Source organism: Leeuwenhoekiella sp. MAR_2009_132, from assembly GCF_000687915.1.
In the GTDB taxonomy this organism is placed as follows: Bacteria; Bacteroidota; Bacteroidia; order Flavobacteriales; family Flavobacteriaceae; genus Leeuwenhoekiella.
Genome location: NZ_JHZY01000004.1, coordinates 1,340,736 through 1,357,549, shown reverse-complemented (window position 1 = coordinate 1,357,549; position 16,814 = coordinate 1,340,736). Strand labels below are relative to the sequence as shown.

Here is a 16,814-nt window from a genome sequence, read left to right as displayed (position 1 = left end):
CTAAAAATAAAAAACGCCCCGAATAAACGGGGCGTTTTAAAAATATATTGTAATGAGATTTAAATCTGAATGTATCTTACTTTAAAGTAAGTTTTACACGTCTGTTAAGTTGCATACCAGCAGCTGTAGTGTTAGGAGCGATTGGCTTCTCTTCACCATAAGCGTGAATCATTAGATTATCTGCATTAGCACCTTTAGAGATTAAGTAATCTACAACAGATTGAGCTCTTCTTTCAGAAAGACTCATGTTGTATGCATTACTTGCACGGCTATCAGCGTGACCTTCTACTTCAAACTTAGCGCTAGGGTATTCTTTAACAATTGCAGCAATTCTGTCTACAGTTGCAAGAGAGCTCTTACGGATAGTAGCTTTATCTGTATCAAATAAGATACGACCAGCTTCACCGTTTAATTCTTCTAATACAGCAGCGTCAACTTCTGGGCAACCATTGTTAGATGCAGGACCAGCTACGTTAGGACATTTATCATCTTTGTCAGCAACACCGTCACCGTCAGTATCTACAAAAGGACAACCATTGTTAGATGCAGGACCAGCTTCGTTAGGACATTTGTCTTCAGCATCGATAACACCGTCACCGTCAGCATCAGGACATCCATTAGTTGCAGCAGGACCAGCTACGTTAGGACATTTATCTTCATTGTCAGCGATACCATCACCGTCAGAATCAGGACATCCGTTAAATTCTGGTAAACCAGCAACCTCAGGACAAGCATCTTCAGAATCTTTTATACCATCACCGTCTGTATCAGGACATCCGTTGAATTCTTTAAGACCTGGAGTTTCAGGGCACTCATCATCTTTATCATATACACCATCACCATCAGTATCTTTTCCGCCAAAAACGAAACCTACACCAACAACGTGTTGAAAATGACGTGTGTCAACGTATTTATTACCTTCAAAAGTATGCTTATAAGTTGATGCAAAATTTAAGTTGATATTTTCACTTAACCAGATTTTTAAACCAGCTTGTAAGTTACCAGTTCCGTGGCTTGGCATATCTCCAAAAAATACGTAACCTCCACCAACACCTACGAAAGGATCAGCCCATCCACCTTCTCCATTAAGAAGATCTCTAAAACTATAGTTGAAAACACCATCAACAGCATAATATGCAAGGTCATCTGCAGGAGCATCTCCAAATTTTTCTATTTTATTAATAGATCCCTGTACACCAAAAGAAAGACCAGCACCAATGTAACGACCTACATATAATGTTGAAACTGAAGGAAGAATATTCCAATGATCTCTTTGGTTGAAATATTCGTTCCAAAGACCTCCTCTTAATGGTTCACTATTACTTGGATCTACAGGGTAGGTATCTACCGCGTTTACACCAATACTAACCCCCCAAGGGTTATTCTTGTCTTGAGCATTTGCTTGACTCATACCTATAAAGGTAAGGGCTGCAAATAAAAATAATTTAGTAAGATTTTTCATGTTAAGTAAGTAAAATTTAAGTGTGTTAATTGAAGCAAATGTAATTTGTTAAAAACTAGCAACAAAATCAAATCTAAGAAAAATCAAATAATTGCTTATTTAGTATAAATCTTCAGATTGATTTGTTGCTAATCAGTAACATTTAAGTTTAATCTATAAGTGAAATTTCAACTCTACGGTTTTGTTGTCTACCAGCAGCAGTTGCATTATTTGCAACAGGCTTAGTTTCACCAAATCCTTCGGAAGAAAGTCTTGAAGCAGGTAATCCTTTTTCAATTAAATAGTTTTTAACTGAAGCTGCACGTTCGTCAGAAAGCTTAAGGTTGTATGCATCACTTCCTTGACTATCTGTATGACCCTCTATTAAAAATCTTGTATTAGGATATTCCATCATTGTACCAGCTACAGTATTTAAATTTTCAAGTGACTCTTTACGAATTGTAGCTTTATTTAAATCAAATAGTACAGTTCTAACCTGAACATTAATTTCTTCTAACACCTCAACAGTTACTTCTGGGCAACCATTGTTTGCTACTGTACCAGGAACTGTAGGACACTCATCATCCTTGTCTAATACACCATCATTATCTTTATCCTGATAAGGGCAACCATCATTTGCGGCAGGGCCAGCTTCATTAGGACATTTATCTTCTGCATCTGTAACACCATCACCGTCAGCATCAGGGCAACCATTTAAAGCAGGTAAACCAGCTACATTAGGACATTTATCATCTGGATCTGCAATGCCATCACCATCTGTATCAGGGCAACCATTAAATTCTGGTAAACCGGCAACTTCAGGACAAGAATCTTCAGAATCTTTTATACCATCACCATCTGTATCAGGACATCCATTAAATTCTGGTAAACCAGGAACATCTGGACACTCGTCATTTTTGTCAAAAATACCATCACCATCAGTATCGGTACCTCCAAAAGCAAAACCAATACCGGCAGTATGTTGCATATGCTTAGTATAGTTATCTTCAAATGCGTGCTTGTAGGTTGTAGATAAGTCTAAACTTATAGACTCTCCTAACCATATTTTTAAACCTACAGTACCGTTAGCAGTACCATGGCTTGATAAATCACCTACAAAAACATAACCACCACCTACTCCTAAGTATGGGTCAAACCAGCCACCTTCACCAAAAAGAGCATCGCGGAAACTGTAAGAGAACATACCATCTACTGCATAATATGCAAGATCATTTGCTGGTACATCACCAAATTTCTCTATTTTATTAAGAGAACCTCTTACACCAAAAGCAAAACCACTACCAATGTAACGGCCTACATAAAGAGTAGAGATAGATGGTAGAATATTCCAATGGTCATCTACATTATACATTTCATTAAGAAATCCTCCTGTTAGAGGTCTGTTATCTTCATCTACGGGATAAGTGTCAACAGCGTTAACTCCTACACTTATATACCAAGGGTTATTTGCATCCTGAGCAAATACAGAGTTTACTCCTATAAATACTGCAAAAAACAAAAACAATATACTAGTACTTTTTTTCATATTTCTAATTGATAAGTTATTCAATACGGGGGTAAAAGTAGTTTGTTAAAATTTAGATACAAAACGGCAATTGATAAAGTTTTATTAAACCTTTATTAAGAATTATACAAAACCAAGAAAATTTATTAACTTAAATATTTAGCAGAACAAATGTTAAAGGTCACAAAATCAAATAGTTGTATTGAAATCTGTTGTTGTTTTTAATAAGTGCAATTAGATAAATTTTATATTTTAATTAAGGTGTGAATAATTGAATTTCATCATTTAGATATACTATTAATTGCTTCTTGATTGTATATCCCATTGCAATGAGTGCCTGGGAATAAGAATTTATTTGTTTACTATGTGCCTCATTTTTTAATCCGGTTTTATAATCTAATAGCCAGGCTTCATTCTTGTCATTAAGTTCCAAACGGTCTGGTCTAATAGTTTTACCTTTTAAGTTTATATCTCGTTCATTTAAAATAAAATGGGCACGATTAAAGAAACCCTCGGGTTTCAACTTAGCTATAAGTTCTTTTAAATTATTGTTTAACTTTTGATAATTAGCTGTATCTATTAATCCTAATGTAAGAGCTCTTTTAATGGCTAAATCAACATCTTCTTCTACTTCAATATTTTCCATTAGTTCATGAATTACATTACCTAGATTTATGGCTTCAACAAGTTCTGTGTTCCATAGAAAATCTGCCTGGGTAACCATAATTAAATTGTGTTCTTCTTTAGAAGTACTCGTTAATTCTAAATTTTCTGAAGATTGAACCAGATTTTTTGGCTTTGAAGTTCGTTTTTCATTTCCTATGGAATAATAGAGAGTATCTTCAGTAAAGTTGGGATCCTGATTAACGAAGTTCATAAATAGATCAGAAAATGTTTTTGGCTCTGCTTTGCTAAGCGCCCCCTTATTAGTTATAATGTGTAGTTGTTCAACACTACGCGTCAAAGCAACATAAAGAATATTAATATTATCCAGTTGTTGTAAACTTCTTTTTACGTGGTAAAGTGCCGCTGTCTGCTCATTAAATTGGGTGAGCTCATTTTTTTGACCTATTAATAAGGCCTTAAAATCTAAGAATTCACCAGCGTTGGGTAAATACCAATTATAAGAATCTGAATTTCTAGGATACAAATCGCTATCTGCAAACGGATAAATAACAACCGGAAATTCTAAGCCCTTCGCTTTGTGAACCGTCATTATTTGCACAGCCTTTGAGGCGGGAGGTGTACTTATGCTTAGCTTATCCTGTTTGCGATTCCACCAGGTAATAAATTCAGGAACACCGCCAGAATTCTTTTGTGTAAAGTCATAAACAGCGTCTAAAAAGAATTGAAGGTAGGCTCCTCCGCTTTTTTGAAGGTTAAAACTTCTTACAATGTATTCTACAGCTTCGTAAAGAGGTAATGTAGCGCATTGTGTAAAATCAAAATGAGAATTCACACCTAACGCATTTTTTAATAGCTCAGAACCATTAAAAATTAAATTGTTTTTATAAAAGGCATGGCGATTTTCAATATTTAGAAATTCTTCAGCAAGATATTCTAGTAGTTTTATGCTTATAGCGTTAGATTCATTTTCAATTGTATAATGCAGCAGATTTACTATAAACTGTACTTGAGAAGACTGTTTTAAAAGTAAACTCTCACTAGATATTACCGGTATATTTTGTTCTTGTAAGCGCTGGGCTATAGCTACACCTTCTGAATTTTTTCTAACCAGTATACAAAGCTCATTAAGTGTAAAACCATTTTCCAGGCACGAATAAATAGTCTTGACCACCTCGTCTAGATACAAAGGCACAGCTTCCTCTTTATTTACAGCATCTATAAATGAAATAGCAACATAGCCACCTTGCTTTGTATTTACGCGTTGTGCGTTTCCTTCGGTATATATTTTTTTATAGTCTACATTTTCAAAAACATCTGCAAGTTTGCTGAAGAATGTATTGTTAAATGCTATAATCTTATCATAACTTCTATAATTAAAGGGAAGATTTATAACGTCTTTATTTTCATTCTGAAACGGATTTTTACCGTTAGATAACTCTATAAATTGAGCTGCCTCGCCACCACGCCATCTATAAATTGCCTGTTTAGGGTCGCCTACGAGCATCAGACTATTTGATAAATCTTCAGTTTGATTAACGCTAACCGCATTGTCTATTAAGGGCACGAGATTTTCCCACTGTAAGCGCGAAGTATCTTGAAATTCATCTATAAAGTAATTTTCATAACGCTCACCCAGTCGCTCGTAAATAAAAGGGGTAGGTTGATTTGCTATATTTTTATGAATAAGTTCATTAAAGTCTGAAATTAAAATGAGGTTATTTTTGGCTTTAATTTTATCTACTTCCTCCTGTATTGCTTGTAAAACAGATAACGGAGTGATTTTTTTATACAGTTCTTCTTGAAAACTCAAATTTAATATGTCGTGTTTTATCACATTAAATTGAAGAGCGATTTCTGGTGCAATCTGGTCTAAAATATCTTTTATAGGCTGCTTTTGAGTTTTAGTATACATGGGTTCCTCACCCAAATTTGCAACCCACGCCGAAGCAGTATTAATAGCAAAAATGCCTTCACTAATTTTTGTTACTGCTTTGGGCAAATATTTTCCTTTAAAATGGCCTTCTTCGAGTCCGTTTGAGGCAATAAAACCGAGCAATGATTTCGCTTTTTCTAATATTCCTTTTTCAAGCTGTGAAGAGCTTTTTTTTATAAACTCTTTTAAGTCTGCAAAATCCTTCAATGATTTACCCTCCAGCATTTTTAAATAGGCTCTGTCATTTTCGCTTAAAAGCAGTCTGCTAATCTCATAAAAGTCTCTTGATATATCCCAGCTTCGGTCACTGTCAATCTTTTCTAAGGCATAATCGAGTAGCACTTGTGTTACTAAATCATCTTTACCCGCTTTGTCAATTAACTTATCTACAGCCTGCTCTAAAACATCTTGAGTATTGAGTTCAACTTCAAAATTTTGTGGAATTTTTAAATCATGTGCAAATGTACGTATGACCCGATGGGTAAAATTATCTATAGTTACCACATCAAATGATGCAAAATCCTGAACGATATTCTTTAAGAGGCGCTTTGATTTTTGCTGAATTTCGGTTCGTTTTAAACCGGTCTCTTCTTCGATTGAAAGCAGCATTGGACCCGGATTATCAAAAATATCATCATGAGTAAACGCCTGTAGGTTGTCTACAATACGCAACTTCATTTCGGCGACCGCTTTGTTTGTAAATGTTATGGCGAGAATGCGGCGGTATTTGAATTCGTTTTTACTTTTAAAAAGAATTACAAGATAATTTTTAACTAGAGCAAAAGTTTTTCCTGCGCCAGCTGAAGCATTGTATATAGAGATAGTAGGTAGATCTTGCATAGATTCAAGATGGTAAAAATGTTAATACTAATTATATGAGTGTGTTATAAGCGATTAGTATTTAAACCTTAAGACTTTTATAACACGTGTTGTTTTTAATACGGGTGCTGAATTGCTATCTTTGGGGAACAACTATTATATTAACGAAAAAAATAAATAAAAATGTCATTTCAACTTCCAAGTTTAAAATATGCCAAAGATGCATTAGAACCTAGTATAGATGCACAAACCATGGAAATTCACCACGGTAAGCATCACGCAGGTTACACCAGTAAATTAAATGCAGCTATTGAAGGTACAGACCTTGAAGGTAAAACTATAGAGAATATCTTAATAAATCTAGATATGTCTAATAGTGCCGTACGTAACAATGGTGGTGGTTTTTATAATCACAGTCTCTTTTGGGACATAATGTCTCCAGATGGAGGTGGCGAGCCTACAGGAGAGTTAGCTGAGGCTATAAATGCTGCATATGGTTCTTTTGAAGCTTTTAAAGATAAATTTAGTAGCGCAGCAGGAAGCCAATTCGGTTCAGGTTGGGCTTGGCTTTGTGTTCACGAAGGCGGAAAAGTAGAAGTATGTTCTACACCTAATCAGGATAACCCGTTGATGCCAGAAGTAGGCTGCGGTGGAACTCCAATTTTAGGATTAGATGTGTGGGAACACGCCTATTACTTAAAATACCAAAACAAGAGACCAGATTATATTGATGCATTCTTTAATGTAATCAATTGGAAAGAGGTTTCTAGCCGTTACGCTCAAAATAAATAAGAAACATTAATTTGTTTTTATGAACCCGGAATACTATTCCGGGTTTTTTTTATGCTCAATTTTAAATGAGTTTGTATAAGTTGGAGGATATGGGTTGTGAAATGTTATTACCGAAGCAAACATGTAACTGAGTCAAATTAGATATATGCACAGTTTTGTCTCCCACTAAGATCTATTTTTTCAAAAAGGTGGAGTAAACGGAAAGGTGAGTGCGGCTCGCAATGAGTTTTCAGCTTTTGATCTATAGTATTGTATCTCGCTATTCAGGGGGAATTTTAGAAAACTCGCCACCCCAATTTGGGTCAAATAAAAAAGTGGAATAAGACAGGAGTTAAAAGCGGCTCGCAATGAGTTTTCGGCTTTTGCATTTACAGGGTTTTACCGTGCTATTGTTATTCAGGGAAATTTTTAGAAAGCTCGCCACCCCAATTTGGGTCAAATAAAAAAGGTGGAGTAAACTTTAAAGTGAGTACGGCTCGCTGTGAGTTTTCGGCATTTGCATTTACAGGGTTTTACCGTGCTATTGTTATTCAGGGAAATTTTTAGAAAGCTCGCCACCCCAATTTGGGTCAAATAAAAAAGGTGGAATAAACCGAAAGGTGAGTGCGGCTCGCAAGAGTTTTCAGTTTTCGATTTAAAAGCTTATACCGAGCTATTGTTTTTCAGGGAAATTTTCAGAAAACTCGCCACCCCAATTTGGGTCAAATAAAAAAGGTGGAATAAGACAGGAGTTGAAAACGGCTCGCTGTGAGTTTTCGGCATTTGCATTTACAGGGTTTTACCGTGCTATTGTTATTCAGGAAAATTTTTAGAAAACTCGCCACCCCAATTTGGGTCAAATAAAAAAGGTGGATAAATCCACCTTTTTTGCCCCAAATCTACCATGAACTTAACCTACTTATGCTCTGGTAGAAACTAAAATACCATGTATAATTTACAGTAAACAAACTTTTAGATAAACTGCGAAATTATCAGTTTAAGTGCCATTTTAATACGCTCTTTTTAAACTTCCCTCTACATAATTGATAAAAGCACGGTTTACAACGCGATTTCCTCCTGCAGTTGGATAATCTCCTGTAAAGTACCAATCTCCTAAATTCTTAGGGCAAGCTAAGTGTAGGTTAGATACTTTTTGATAAATAACGCTTACCTCTGTTTGTATTGTTTCATCTACAAGTAGTTGTGCAATCTTATCAGAAATTTGCTCATCTGTAAAAGGAGCATAAATTTCTTTTACATAATTGATCACATCTTTATCTTCAAAACCAGTTTGAGATAATGATTTTTCATAAACCTCATTTATTATGTGTTCTTGTTTTGTTTCTTCAAGTAACGCAATAGCGGCTCTAAAAGCAATAAAATCTTGCAACTTTGCCATATCGATTCCGTAGCAATCTGGATATCGTATTTGAGGTGCAGACGATACCACAACAATTTTCTTAGGGTTTAAGCGAGATAACATTTTGATAATACTCTTTTTAAGAGTTGTTCCTCGTACAATACTGTCATCTATAATAACCAGATTATCTGTGGGCTTCACTACTCCATACGTTACATCGTAAACATGTGCAACAAGATCATCTCTACTGCTATCTTCCGTTATGAACGTACGTAGTTTAACATCTTTAATAGCAATTTTCTCTGTTCGTAGTTTTTTTGCTAAGATCTTATTTAACCCTTCCTTGTCAAGAGTTTCGCGATGTTCAAGAATCTCTGCAGTCTTTTGGGTGTCAAGCTCTTCTTGTGCTGCTTCAACCATACCGTAAAATGAAGTTTCAGCAGTATTGGGGATATAGCTAAAAACAGTATTCTGGGTATCGTGATTGATATGTTTTAAAACTTCGGGCATTAATAAACGGCCAAGTTCTTTGCGCTCTTGATAAATTTCGGCATCACTACCTCTTGAGAAATAAATACGTTCAAAAGAACAGGCTTTGCGCTCACGAGGTTCCTGAACTTTTTCTATAGAAGTTGCTCCGCTTTTTTTAATTATGATCGCATGGCCAGGATCTAATTCCTGAACATCTTCAAATTTTGCATTAAAAACAGTTTGTATTACAGGTCGCTCACTTGCTACCACAACCACTTCATCATCTTGATAGTAATAAGCAGGTCTAATCCCAGAAGGATCACGCAATACAAAGGCATCACCGTGACCTAACAGACCGGCCATAGCGTAACCGCCATCCCAATCTCTTGAAGCTTTCTTTAATATTTTTGCGATATTTAAACGCTCTGCAATTTGTGGAGAAGCTTCAAATTTTGAAAAACCCTCTTTTTTTAACTTCTTATAAATTTTAGCAACCGCATCATCAAGAAAGTGACCTATTTTTTCCATTACGGTAATAGTGTCTGCTTTTTCTTTAGGATGCTGACCCAGTTCTACAAGCTTATTAAAAAGCTGAAAAACATTGGTCATATTAAAGTTACCTGCAACGATAAGATTACGATGCATCCAGTTGTTTTGTCTTAAAAACGGATGTACATTTTCAACACTGTTTTTTCCGAAGGTACCATACCGAACGTGCCCAAGTAATAATTCACCTATATACGGCACAAACTTTTTTTGTAACGCAACATCATCTGCATACTCGGGGTGCTCTAGAAGTGTCTCATTAATTCTTGAGTTTATCTGAGCAAATATATCTTGAATAGGTTGTTGTGCTATAGATCGTTGTCTGCTTATATAACGCTCTCCCGGCGCTACGTCTAATTTAATGCTGGCAAACCCTGCGCCATCCTGACCGCGGTTGTGCTGCTTTTCCATCATTAAATACATCTTATTTACACCATAAAATGCACTGCCATACTTCTCCTTGTAATACTCTAAAGGTTTTAGTAAGCGTATTACCGAAATTCCACATTCATGCTTAATTGCATCACTCATAGCTTAGTCAAATGTTTGCGCCCCCTTCGTTAGAAGAGGGCGCGGTTGTTTTATAGGTCTATATTAAATTGCGTTAACGCTTTAAATTCTAGCAAACGCTGGTTTATTTCGTCTGGTTTTAAATCTTGCATTCGCTCGGTGCCAAATTTTTCTACACAAAACGAGGCTAGATTTGAGCCGTGTATAATGGCCCGTTTCATATTTTCAAAAGAAAGATCACCAGAACTTGCTAGATATCCTGCAAAGCCTCCTGCAAATGTGTCACCTGCTCCGGTAGGATCAAAAACTTCTTCTAAAGGCAATGCGGGTGCAAAGAAGATATTACTACCTTCAAATAATAAAGCGCCGTGCTCTCCTTTTTTAATTACTACAAAGCGAGGTCCCATTTCTGATATTTTCTGGGCGGCAACTACAAGTGAATATTCTCCACTTAGTTGTCGTGCCTCTTCATCATTTATAGTTATGACATCAACGCGAGCGATTACCTTTTTCAAATCTTCTAATGCACTATCCATCCAGAAATTCATAGTGTCCAGAATAGCAAGTTTAGGCTTAGTATTCATCTGCTCTAATACAGAAAGTTGAACTAAAGGATGCAAATTGCCCAGAACTACAATCTCTGAATCTTTATAAGCTTCAGGTACTATTGGGTTAAAATCTGCTAATGTATTTAATTCTGTAACTAAGGTATCTCGAGAATTAAGGTCGTTATGGTATAGACCTTTCCAGAAAAATGTCTTTCCGTCTTTAACAACTTCAAGACCTTCCAGGTTAATACCTTTATTTTTTAAGATGTCTATATATTCCTGAGGAAAATCTGACCCAACAATAGATACTATAGCCTGGTCTATCTCAAAATTAGATGCTGCAAGACCTATATAAGTACCTGCGCCACCTAAAATTTTTCCTGTTTTTCCAAAGGGAGACTCTATTTCATCAAAGGCACATGTGCCTACAATTACCATTTTCTGCATTCAAATAATTTTTGCAAATATACAGTTTTGCCAGTGCAATTTTAAACAATGGTCGTTAGAGTAAACTTAAACTTACTTTCTGCCAAAATCTGCAGGAATTTCTCCCCAGGCTTTTGTTTCCCATTTAACAATTACAGTAGTATATGTATTTGTTTTTAACCAATTTTCGGCACGTCTAACCAGATCATAAACATCTTTGTTGCGCGGGCTCTCAGTAAGTTTTGTGTTGCATTTTTTCTTTTTTACCCAGCCTATGGCAATTTTGGAGTCTGAGTAAATGATGCGATCACTGTTATTTTTCTTTAGAAAAGCGAGGCCGTGAACAAGAGCTAGAAACTCACCTATGTTATTAGTGCCTTGTTTAAACGGGCCTTGATGAAAGAGTTGCTTTTGGGTCTGTGTATCAACGCCGCGATATTCCATAATGCCGGGATTGCCAGAGCTGGCTGCATCAACAGCAATAGAATACAGATTAGGCTCACCGTATTTTACTTTTTCTGCTGCGGAAAGTATTTTTTTAGTTTTGGAGCTTCCTTTTACATCTTTAAAATCTTTGTTGTAAGCCGCTTTCGCTTCAGTAAACGACTCAAAAGATTTAAACTGCGCACCTGCAAAACCATCTATCATAGCTTTGCAATCTTTCCACTTCGTGTAGATTCCTGGTTTTTTACCTTGCCAAACAACGTAGAACTTTTCTTTTTTAGCCATTGAAAAATTACTTTTCATTTCCACACAGGTAGAAATCTCAATGATATTTTAATTGTTTACTGCTTTTCTAAAAGCTCTGCAATAACTCTGGGAAAATGCTCGTATTCTAATTTGTGAATTTTAGCAGCAAGACTATCTGCCGTTTCTTCTGAATCAAGTTTTGTTTTAGCCTGAAAAATTATCGCACCCTCATCATAATTTTCGGTTACATAATGAATAGTGATGCCAGATTCGATTTCTTTTGCCTCCACCACAGCTTTGTGTACGTGTGCACCATACATTCCTTTACCCCCGTAAGCAGGTAGTAGTGCAGGGTGTATATTAATTATTTTTCCTGTATAAGATTGTATAATCGACGCAGGAAATAACCATAAAAAACCAGCTAGTACAATTAAATCTGGTTTAGCAGACTTCACAAGATTAAGAACATGGTCATTCTCATAAAACGCCGTTTTATTAAAACTAAAGGCACTAATATTAAGATTTGCCGCGCGATCTAGAACTTTTGCAGTCGCTTTATTGCTTAAAATGAGCGCTACCTCTACTTCATTTTGATCTTTAAAATATTCTACGATGCGCTGTGCATTTGTGCCACTGCCTGATGCAAAAATCACTATCCGTTTCATACATTACTGGTGTTTACGAGATACAAAACAAGGTATAATAATCCTTTAATTGAAGGTTTTTTATCTAAAGTTAAAAAGGAAATGTTTATTTTAACGACACATTTTAGAGAGGGAATGTGGTAAAACCGTAAAGTTTGCTATTTTTGCCTCCTAATTAAAATTTAAAATTAAATATTATGTCAGACATTGCATCAAGAGTAAAAGCCATCATCGTAGATAAATTAGGCGTTGATGAAAACGAGGTTGTTGCAGAAGCTAGCTTCACAAACGACCTAGGAGCAGACTCGTTAGATACAGTTGAGCTTATTATGGAGTTTGAAAAAGAATTTGATATTCAGATTCCAGACGACCAGGCAGAAAATATAGCTACTGTAGGTCAAGCTATTTCCTATATAGAAGAAGCAAAATAAGAAGAAAGCATATTACCTTATGGAGTTAAAGCGAGTCGTTGTAACAGGTCTTGGTGCGCTTACGCCAATCGGGAACAATATTGAAGAATATTGGGAAGGATTGAGTACAGGTAAGAGTGGCTGTGCCCCAATTACGTATTTTGACGCAGAGAAGTTTAAAACCAAATTCGCTTGTGAGCTCAAAAATTTTAATGCCGAAGATTTCTTTGACAGAAAAGAAGCCCGTAAACTAGATCGCTTTGCACAATATGCATTAGTATCTTCAGATCAGGCTATCAAGGATGCAGGAATAAATCTTGATGAGGTTGATAAATTTAGAGTTGGTGTTATTTGGGGAGCTGGTATAGGTGGACTGGAAACCTTTCAGGATGAAGTTACAAACTTTGCCCAGGGTGATGGTACTCCAAGATTTAACCCATTCTTTATACCAAAGATGATTGCAGATATCGCCCCGGGCAATATCTCTATTAAACATGGTTTTATGGGACCTAATTATACGACAGTTTCGGCTTGCGCATCATCTGCTAATGCAATGATAGATGCTCTAAACTACATTCGTTTAGGACATTGTGATATCATTGTTACAGGAGGTAGTGAGGCAGCAGTAACAAAAGCAGGTATGGGCGGTTTTAACGCTATGCATGCTTTGTCAACCAGAAACGAAAGTCCGGAAACCGCTTCACGTCCTTTTGACTCAACCCGCGATGGTTTTGTCTTAGGAGAAGGTGCAGGAGCTTTAATTCTTGAAGAATACGAGCACGCTAAAGCAAGAGGCGCTAAAATCTATGCAGAAATTGCCGGAGGCGGTATGTCTAGTGATGCATATCATATGACAGCTCCTCATCCTGAAGGTATAGGTGTAGAACGTGTAATGCTTAATTGCTTGCGCGATGCTAACATACGACCTGAAGAAGTAGATGCTATTAACACTCACGGGACTTCAACACCCTTAGGAGACGTAGCAGAACTTAAAGCAATTACTAAAGTTTTTGGAGAGCACGCTAAAGATATCAATATCAATTCAACAAAGTCAATGACAGGTCATTTACTTGGCGCTGCCGGTGCGATTGAAGCAATTGCTTCAATACTAGCAATGCAGCACAGTCTTGTACCACCTACTATAAACCATACGACTGTTGATGAGAATATTGATTCTTCATTAAACCTAACTTTGAACAAAGCTCAAAAACGTGAGGTAAATGTTGCTATGAGCAACACTTTTGGTTTTGGAGGTCACAACGCTTGTGTCATATTCAAAAAGTTTAGCGAATAATTATATATGAGTGCGATTCGCAACATATTTACTTCCCGTCCTGAAAAGGACGGGAATTTTTTTGCCACGATTAAGGCAATAATTGGGTTCAAACCCAGAAACATTAGACACTATGAAGAAGCATTTACACATAGGTCTATGGGATTACAAAACAGTAAAGGCCACGCCTTTAACTATGAACGCTTAGAATTTTTAGGCGATGCTATGCTGGGGAGTGTTATAGCAGCGCATCTCTTTGATGAAGTAGGTAAAGGAGATGAAGGTTATCTTACAAAAATGCGATCTAAAGTTGTAAGCAGAGAGCATTTAAATGAATTAGGCAGAGATCTCAATTTATTAAATCTTATGAGAGCTGCAATCCCTAAAGAAAATTTCGGAACAAATATACACGGTAATTTATTTGAGTCGCTTGTAGGTGCTATTTATCAGGATCGCGGGTATAAATATTGTTGTAAATTTATAGGAAAGCGCGTTATTGACCCATATGTTGATATAGAGAAGCTAGAGGGCAGGGTAATTAGCTACAAAAGTCTCTTAATTGAATGGTGTCAAAAAGAAAAGCGCAACTTTGAATTTGATACATATGAAGATTCAGGGCTTGATGTTATACGACACTTTTCTGTTAAGTTATCTATTGATGGTAAGCAGGTTGCAAAAGCACGATCTACTTCAAAAAAGAAAGCTGAAGAAAAAGCTGCAAAACGAGCCTACTATGTTTTTCAGAATAAAATAGATTTGCATCGTTTTAACTAAATCAATTTAGCATTGATTCTCATTTTACATTTAGTTAAGGTAAAACACATGCTTATCTGTTAGACTTTAACTATATTTAGAAGCTCAAATAAGTCTATGGCAGCTTTAAAACTTTTATTGGACGATACGTTTGAATATGATTTTGCGTTAATCGCAATACATTGCTCTTTAGAAGATTACCGCATTGCATTTATGCTCAATAAATATGCGGGTTTGCGCCTTAAAAGCGCAAAGGACATAAATTATTATACAAAGAACGATACATATAGTTTTCCTACATTGCAATATGATGATGTAAAAAACTACGTCTATTATACATTAATAAGTAATAAACATAAGTTTAAAGATGTATCTCGGGTTTTAAATAATGATCTCTTTGCAGAATCTGCAGGAGAACATTTCAAAACCTTTAATTTAGTTCCTGAAGTTAAAAATGCAGATTATTTGCTGAAAATTGAAAGCGATTCAGGTAAAGTTAGTATACAGAATCTGGTAAATCAATTAAATCAAATATCCCAAATAATAACGGCTTACGATGTTAACGTAAGTTCCTTAAAATCTAAACAAAATTTAATTTTTGAATAATGTCAAATAAGAAGAAAACTAAAATTGTTGCAACTCTAGGACCCGCAACCAGTAAGAAAGAAGTACTACACGAAATGATTAAAGCGGGTGTAGATGTATTTAGAATTAACTTCTCACACGCAGATTATGATGCTGTTAAAGAGCGTATTCAAATGATACGTAGCTTGAGCGATGAGTTTGGTTACAACACGGCAATACTTGCAGATTTACAAGGACCAAAACTTCGTGTAGGTATCATGAAAGAAGGGATAGAGGTTAGCCCGGGTGATATCATAACGTTCTCAACTAAAGAAGAATTTGAAGGTACTAAGGAGCGTGTTTATATGAACTATCAACACTTTCCAAGAGATGTAAACAAAGGCGAACGTATTCTTCTTGACGACGGAAAGTTAATTTTTGAAGTTCTTAAAACCGATAACGAGAGTGAAGTAGAAACTGTGGTAATTCAAGGAGGACCATTAAAATCTCGTAAAGGTGTAAACCTACCCAATACAAATATTTCGCTTCCGGCTTTAACCGAGAAAGATATTGAGGATGCCATTTTTGCAATAGGTCAAAAAGTTGACTGGTTAGCGCTTTCTTTTGTGCGTCACGAAGGTGATTTAATTCAACTTCAGGATTTAATTAAAGAACATTCTGACCACAAAATTCCTATTATATCAAAAATAGAGAAGCCAGAAGCTGTAAAAAATATAGATAAGATTGTTGCATACAGTGATGGTCTTATGGTGGCTCGTGGAGATCTGGGTGTTGAGATTCCTGCAGAAGAAGTTCCGCTTATACAAAAAGAACTTGTGCTTGCTGCTAAAAAAGCACGTATTCCGGTTATTATCGCTACCCAGATGATGGAAACGATGATAGAAAGTCTTACTCCAACACGAGCAGAAGTAAATGATGTTGCTAACTCGGTTATGGATGGGGCAGATGCTGTAATGTTAAGCGGCGAAACTTCAGTAGGTAAATACCCGGTACAGGTTATTGAGCGAATGTCATCTATTTTGCGCAAGGTAGAAGATTCTGATCTTATCAAAGTACCACATACGCCACCGCATATACGTACTAACAGATACATTACTAAAGCGATTTGTTATCACGCAGCTTTAATGGCTAACGAAATTGATGCAAAAGCGATTACTACTCTTACAAATAGTGGTTATACTGCTTTTCAAATATCTGCCTGGAGACCAAAATCTCACATCCTTGTATTTACTTCTAACCGAATTATCTTAACCCAATTAAACTTACTTTGGGGAGTTAAGGCATTTTTCTACGATAAATTTGTTTCTACAGATGAGACCGTAAGAGATATCAACCGTATCGCAAGAGATCAGGGGTATTTAGAAGTAGGTGATATGGTAATTAGCCTTGCAGCGATGCCTATTAGTGAAAAAGGTATGGTTAACACATTACGTGTAAGAGAAATTCAAGGTACCTAATAAGAAGTTATTACATAAAATTAAA

Annotated in this window: 13 protein-coding genes; 6 read left to right on the top strand and 7 right to left on the bottom strand. The window is 36.1% G+C overall.

Features of this window, described 5'->3' with window-relative positions; translation table 11 throughout:
* Window positions 1–76: 76 nt before the first annotated feature.
* The 3 genes from P164_RS14315 to P164_RS14305 all read right to left on the bottom strand — a co-directional run bounded on the left by P164_RS14315 (window position 77) and on the right by P164_RS14305 (window position 6,366).
* Window positions 77–1,462 carry an OmpA family protein gene (locus P164_RS14315; RefSeq protein WP_028377021.1) on the bottom strand — a complete coding sequence of 462 codons (1,386 nt, stop codon included), beginning with the start codon at window positions 1,460–1,462 and terminating at the stop codon, window positions 77–79.
* A 148-nt stretch (window positions 1,463–1,610) separates the two neighbouring features.
* Window positions 1,611–2,987: an OmpA family protein gene (locus P164_RS14310; protein WP_035899873.1), complete on the bottom strand. Its 1,377-nt coding sequence runs from the start codon at window positions 2,985–2,987 to the stop codon at window positions 1,611–1,613.
* 235 nt (window positions 2,988–3,222) lie between these two features.
* The gene (locus tag P164_RS14305; RefSeq protein ID WP_028377019.1) at window positions 3,223–6,366 is read right to left on the bottom strand and encodes a UvrD-helicase domain-containing protein; all 3,144 of its coding nucleotides are present in this window, start codon (window positions 6,364–6,366) and stop codon (window positions 3,223–3,225) included.
* Window positions 6,367–6,528: 162 nt separating this feature from the next.
* Here P164_RS14305 and P164_RS14300 point away from each other — a divergent pair, with 162 nt between their 5' ends.
* Complete coding sequence (locus P164_RS14300) at window positions 6,529–7,137, top strand: superoxide dismutase (RefSeq protein WP_028377018.1); 609 nt, start codon at window positions 6,529–6,531, stop codon at window positions 7,135–7,137.
* A 988-nt stretch (window positions 7,138–8,125) separates the two neighbouring features.
* Here P164_RS14300 and P164_RS14295 read toward each other — a convergent pair.
* The 4 genes from P164_RS14295 to purN form a co-directional block, all read right to left on the bottom strand.
* Complete coding sequence (locus tag P164_RS14295) at window positions 8,126–10,024, bottom strand: amidophosphoribosyltransferase (RefSeq protein ID WP_028377017.1); 1,899 nt, start codon at window positions 10,022–10,024, stop codon at window positions 8,126–8,128.
* Between the two features lie 50 nt (window positions 10,025–10,074).
* Window positions 10,075–10,998 carry a PfkB family carbohydrate kinase gene (locus P164_RS14290; protein WP_028377016.1) on the bottom strand — a complete coding sequence of 308 codons (924 nt, stop codon included), beginning with the start codon at window positions 10,996–10,998 and terminating at the stop codon, window positions 10,075–10,077.
* 72 nt (window positions 10,999–11,070) lie between these two features.
* Window positions 11,071–11,706 (bottom strand): viroplasmin family protein, encoded by a 636-nt coding sequence (locus P164_RS14285; RefSeq protein ID WP_028377015.1) that lies wholly within the window; start codon window positions 11,704–11,706, stop codon window positions 11,071–11,073.
* 56 nt (window positions 11,707–11,762) lie between these two features.
* Window positions 11,763–12,332 carry a phosphoribosylglycinamide formyltransferase gene (gene purN, locus P164_RS14280; protein WP_028377014.1) on the bottom strand — a complete coding sequence of 190 codons (570 nt, stop codon included), beginning with the start codon at window positions 12,330–12,332 and terminating at the stop codon, window positions 11,763–11,765.
* Between the two features lie 176 nt (window positions 12,333–12,508).
* On the opposite strand from purN, the gene P164_RS14275 reads away from it, so the two are divergent.
* From P164_RS14275 to pyk, 5 genes are all read left to right on the top strand, one after another.
* Window positions 12,509–12,742 (top strand): acyl carrier protein, encoded by a 234-nt coding sequence (locus P164_RS14275; protein ID WP_009778413.1) that lies wholly within the window; start codon window positions 12,509–12,511, stop codon window positions 12,740–12,742.
* Window positions 12,743–12,761: 19 nt separating this feature from the next.
* The gene (gene fabF / locus P164_RS14270) at window positions 12,762–14,015 is read left to right on the top strand and encodes a beta-ketoacyl-ACP synthase II (RefSeq protein ID WP_028377013.1); all 1,254 of its coding nucleotides are present in this window, start codon (window positions 12,762–12,764) and stop codon (window positions 14,013–14,015) included.
* Between the two features lie 6 nt (window positions 14,016–14,021).
* Window positions 14,022–14,768 carry a ribonuclease III gene (gene rnc, locus P164_RS14265; protein WP_028377012.1) on the top strand — a complete coding sequence of 249 codons (747 nt, stop codon included), beginning with the start codon at window positions 14,022–14,024 and terminating at the stop codon, window positions 14,766–14,768.
* Between the two features lie 96 nt (window positions 14,769–14,864).
* On the top strand, window positions 14,865–15,353 hold the full coding sequence (locus tag P164_RS14260) for an IPExxxVDY family protein (protein WP_028377011.1): 489 nt from the start codon (window positions 14,865–14,867) through the stop codon (window positions 15,351–15,353).
* On the top strand, window positions 15,353–16,789 hold the full coding sequence (gene pyk, locus P164_RS14255) for a pyruvate kinase (protein ID WP_028377010.1): 1,437 nt from the start codon (window positions 15,353–15,355) through the stop codon (window positions 16,787–16,789). Before P164_RS14260 ends, pyk begins: the two co-directional genes overlap by 1 nt.
* Window positions 16,790–16,814: the final 25 nt, after the last annotated feature.

Coding starts and splice junctions, on each gene's coding strand:
- P164_RS14315 (WP_028377021.1), bottom strand. CDS start 1,462: ATGAAAAATCTTACTAAATTATTTTTATTTGCAGCCCTTACCTTTATA.
- P164_RS14310 (WP_035899873.1), bottom strand. CDS start 2,987: ATGAAAAAAAGTACTAGTATATTGTTTTTGTTTTTTGCAGTATTTATA.
- P164_RS14305 (WP_028377019.1), bottom strand. CDS start 6,366: ATGCAAGATCTACCTACTATCTCTATATACAATGCTTCAGCTGGCGCA.
- P164_RS14300 (WP_028377018.1), top strand. CDS start 6,529: ATGTCATTTCAACTTCCAAGTTTAAAATATGCCAAAGATGCATTAGAA.
- P164_RS14295 (WP_028377017.1), bottom strand. CDS start 10,024: ATGAGTGATGCAATTAAGCATGAATGTGGAATTTCGGTAATACGCTTA.
- P164_RS14290 (WP_028377016.1), bottom strand. CDS start 10,998: ATGCAGAAAATGGTAATTGTAGGCACATGTGCCTTTGATGAAATAGAG.
- P164_RS14285 (WP_028377015.1), bottom strand. CDS start 11,706: ATGGCTAAAAAAGAAAAGTTCTACGTTGTTTGGCAAGGTAAAAAACCA.
- purN (WP_028377014.1), bottom strand. CDS start 12,332: ATGAAACGGATAGTGATTTTTGCATCAGGCAGTGGCACAAATGCACAG.
- P164_RS14275 (WP_009778413.1), top strand. CDS start 12,509: ATGTCAGACATTGCATCAAGAGTAAAAGCCATCATCGTAGATAAATTA.
- fabF (WP_028377013.1), top strand. CDS start 12,762: ATGGAGTTAAAGCGAGTCGTTGTAACAGGTCTTGGTGCGCTTACGCCA.
- rnc (WP_028377012.1), top strand. CDS start 14,022: ATGAGTGCGATTCGCAACATATTTACTTCCCGTCCTGAAAAGGACGGG.
- P164_RS14260 (WP_028377011.1), top strand. CDS start 14,865: ATGGCAGCTTTAAAACTTTTATTGGACGATACGTTTGAATATGATTTT.
- pyk (WP_028377010.1), top strand. CDS start 15,353: ATGTCAAATAAGAAGAAAACTAAAATTGTTGCAACTCTAGGACCCGCA.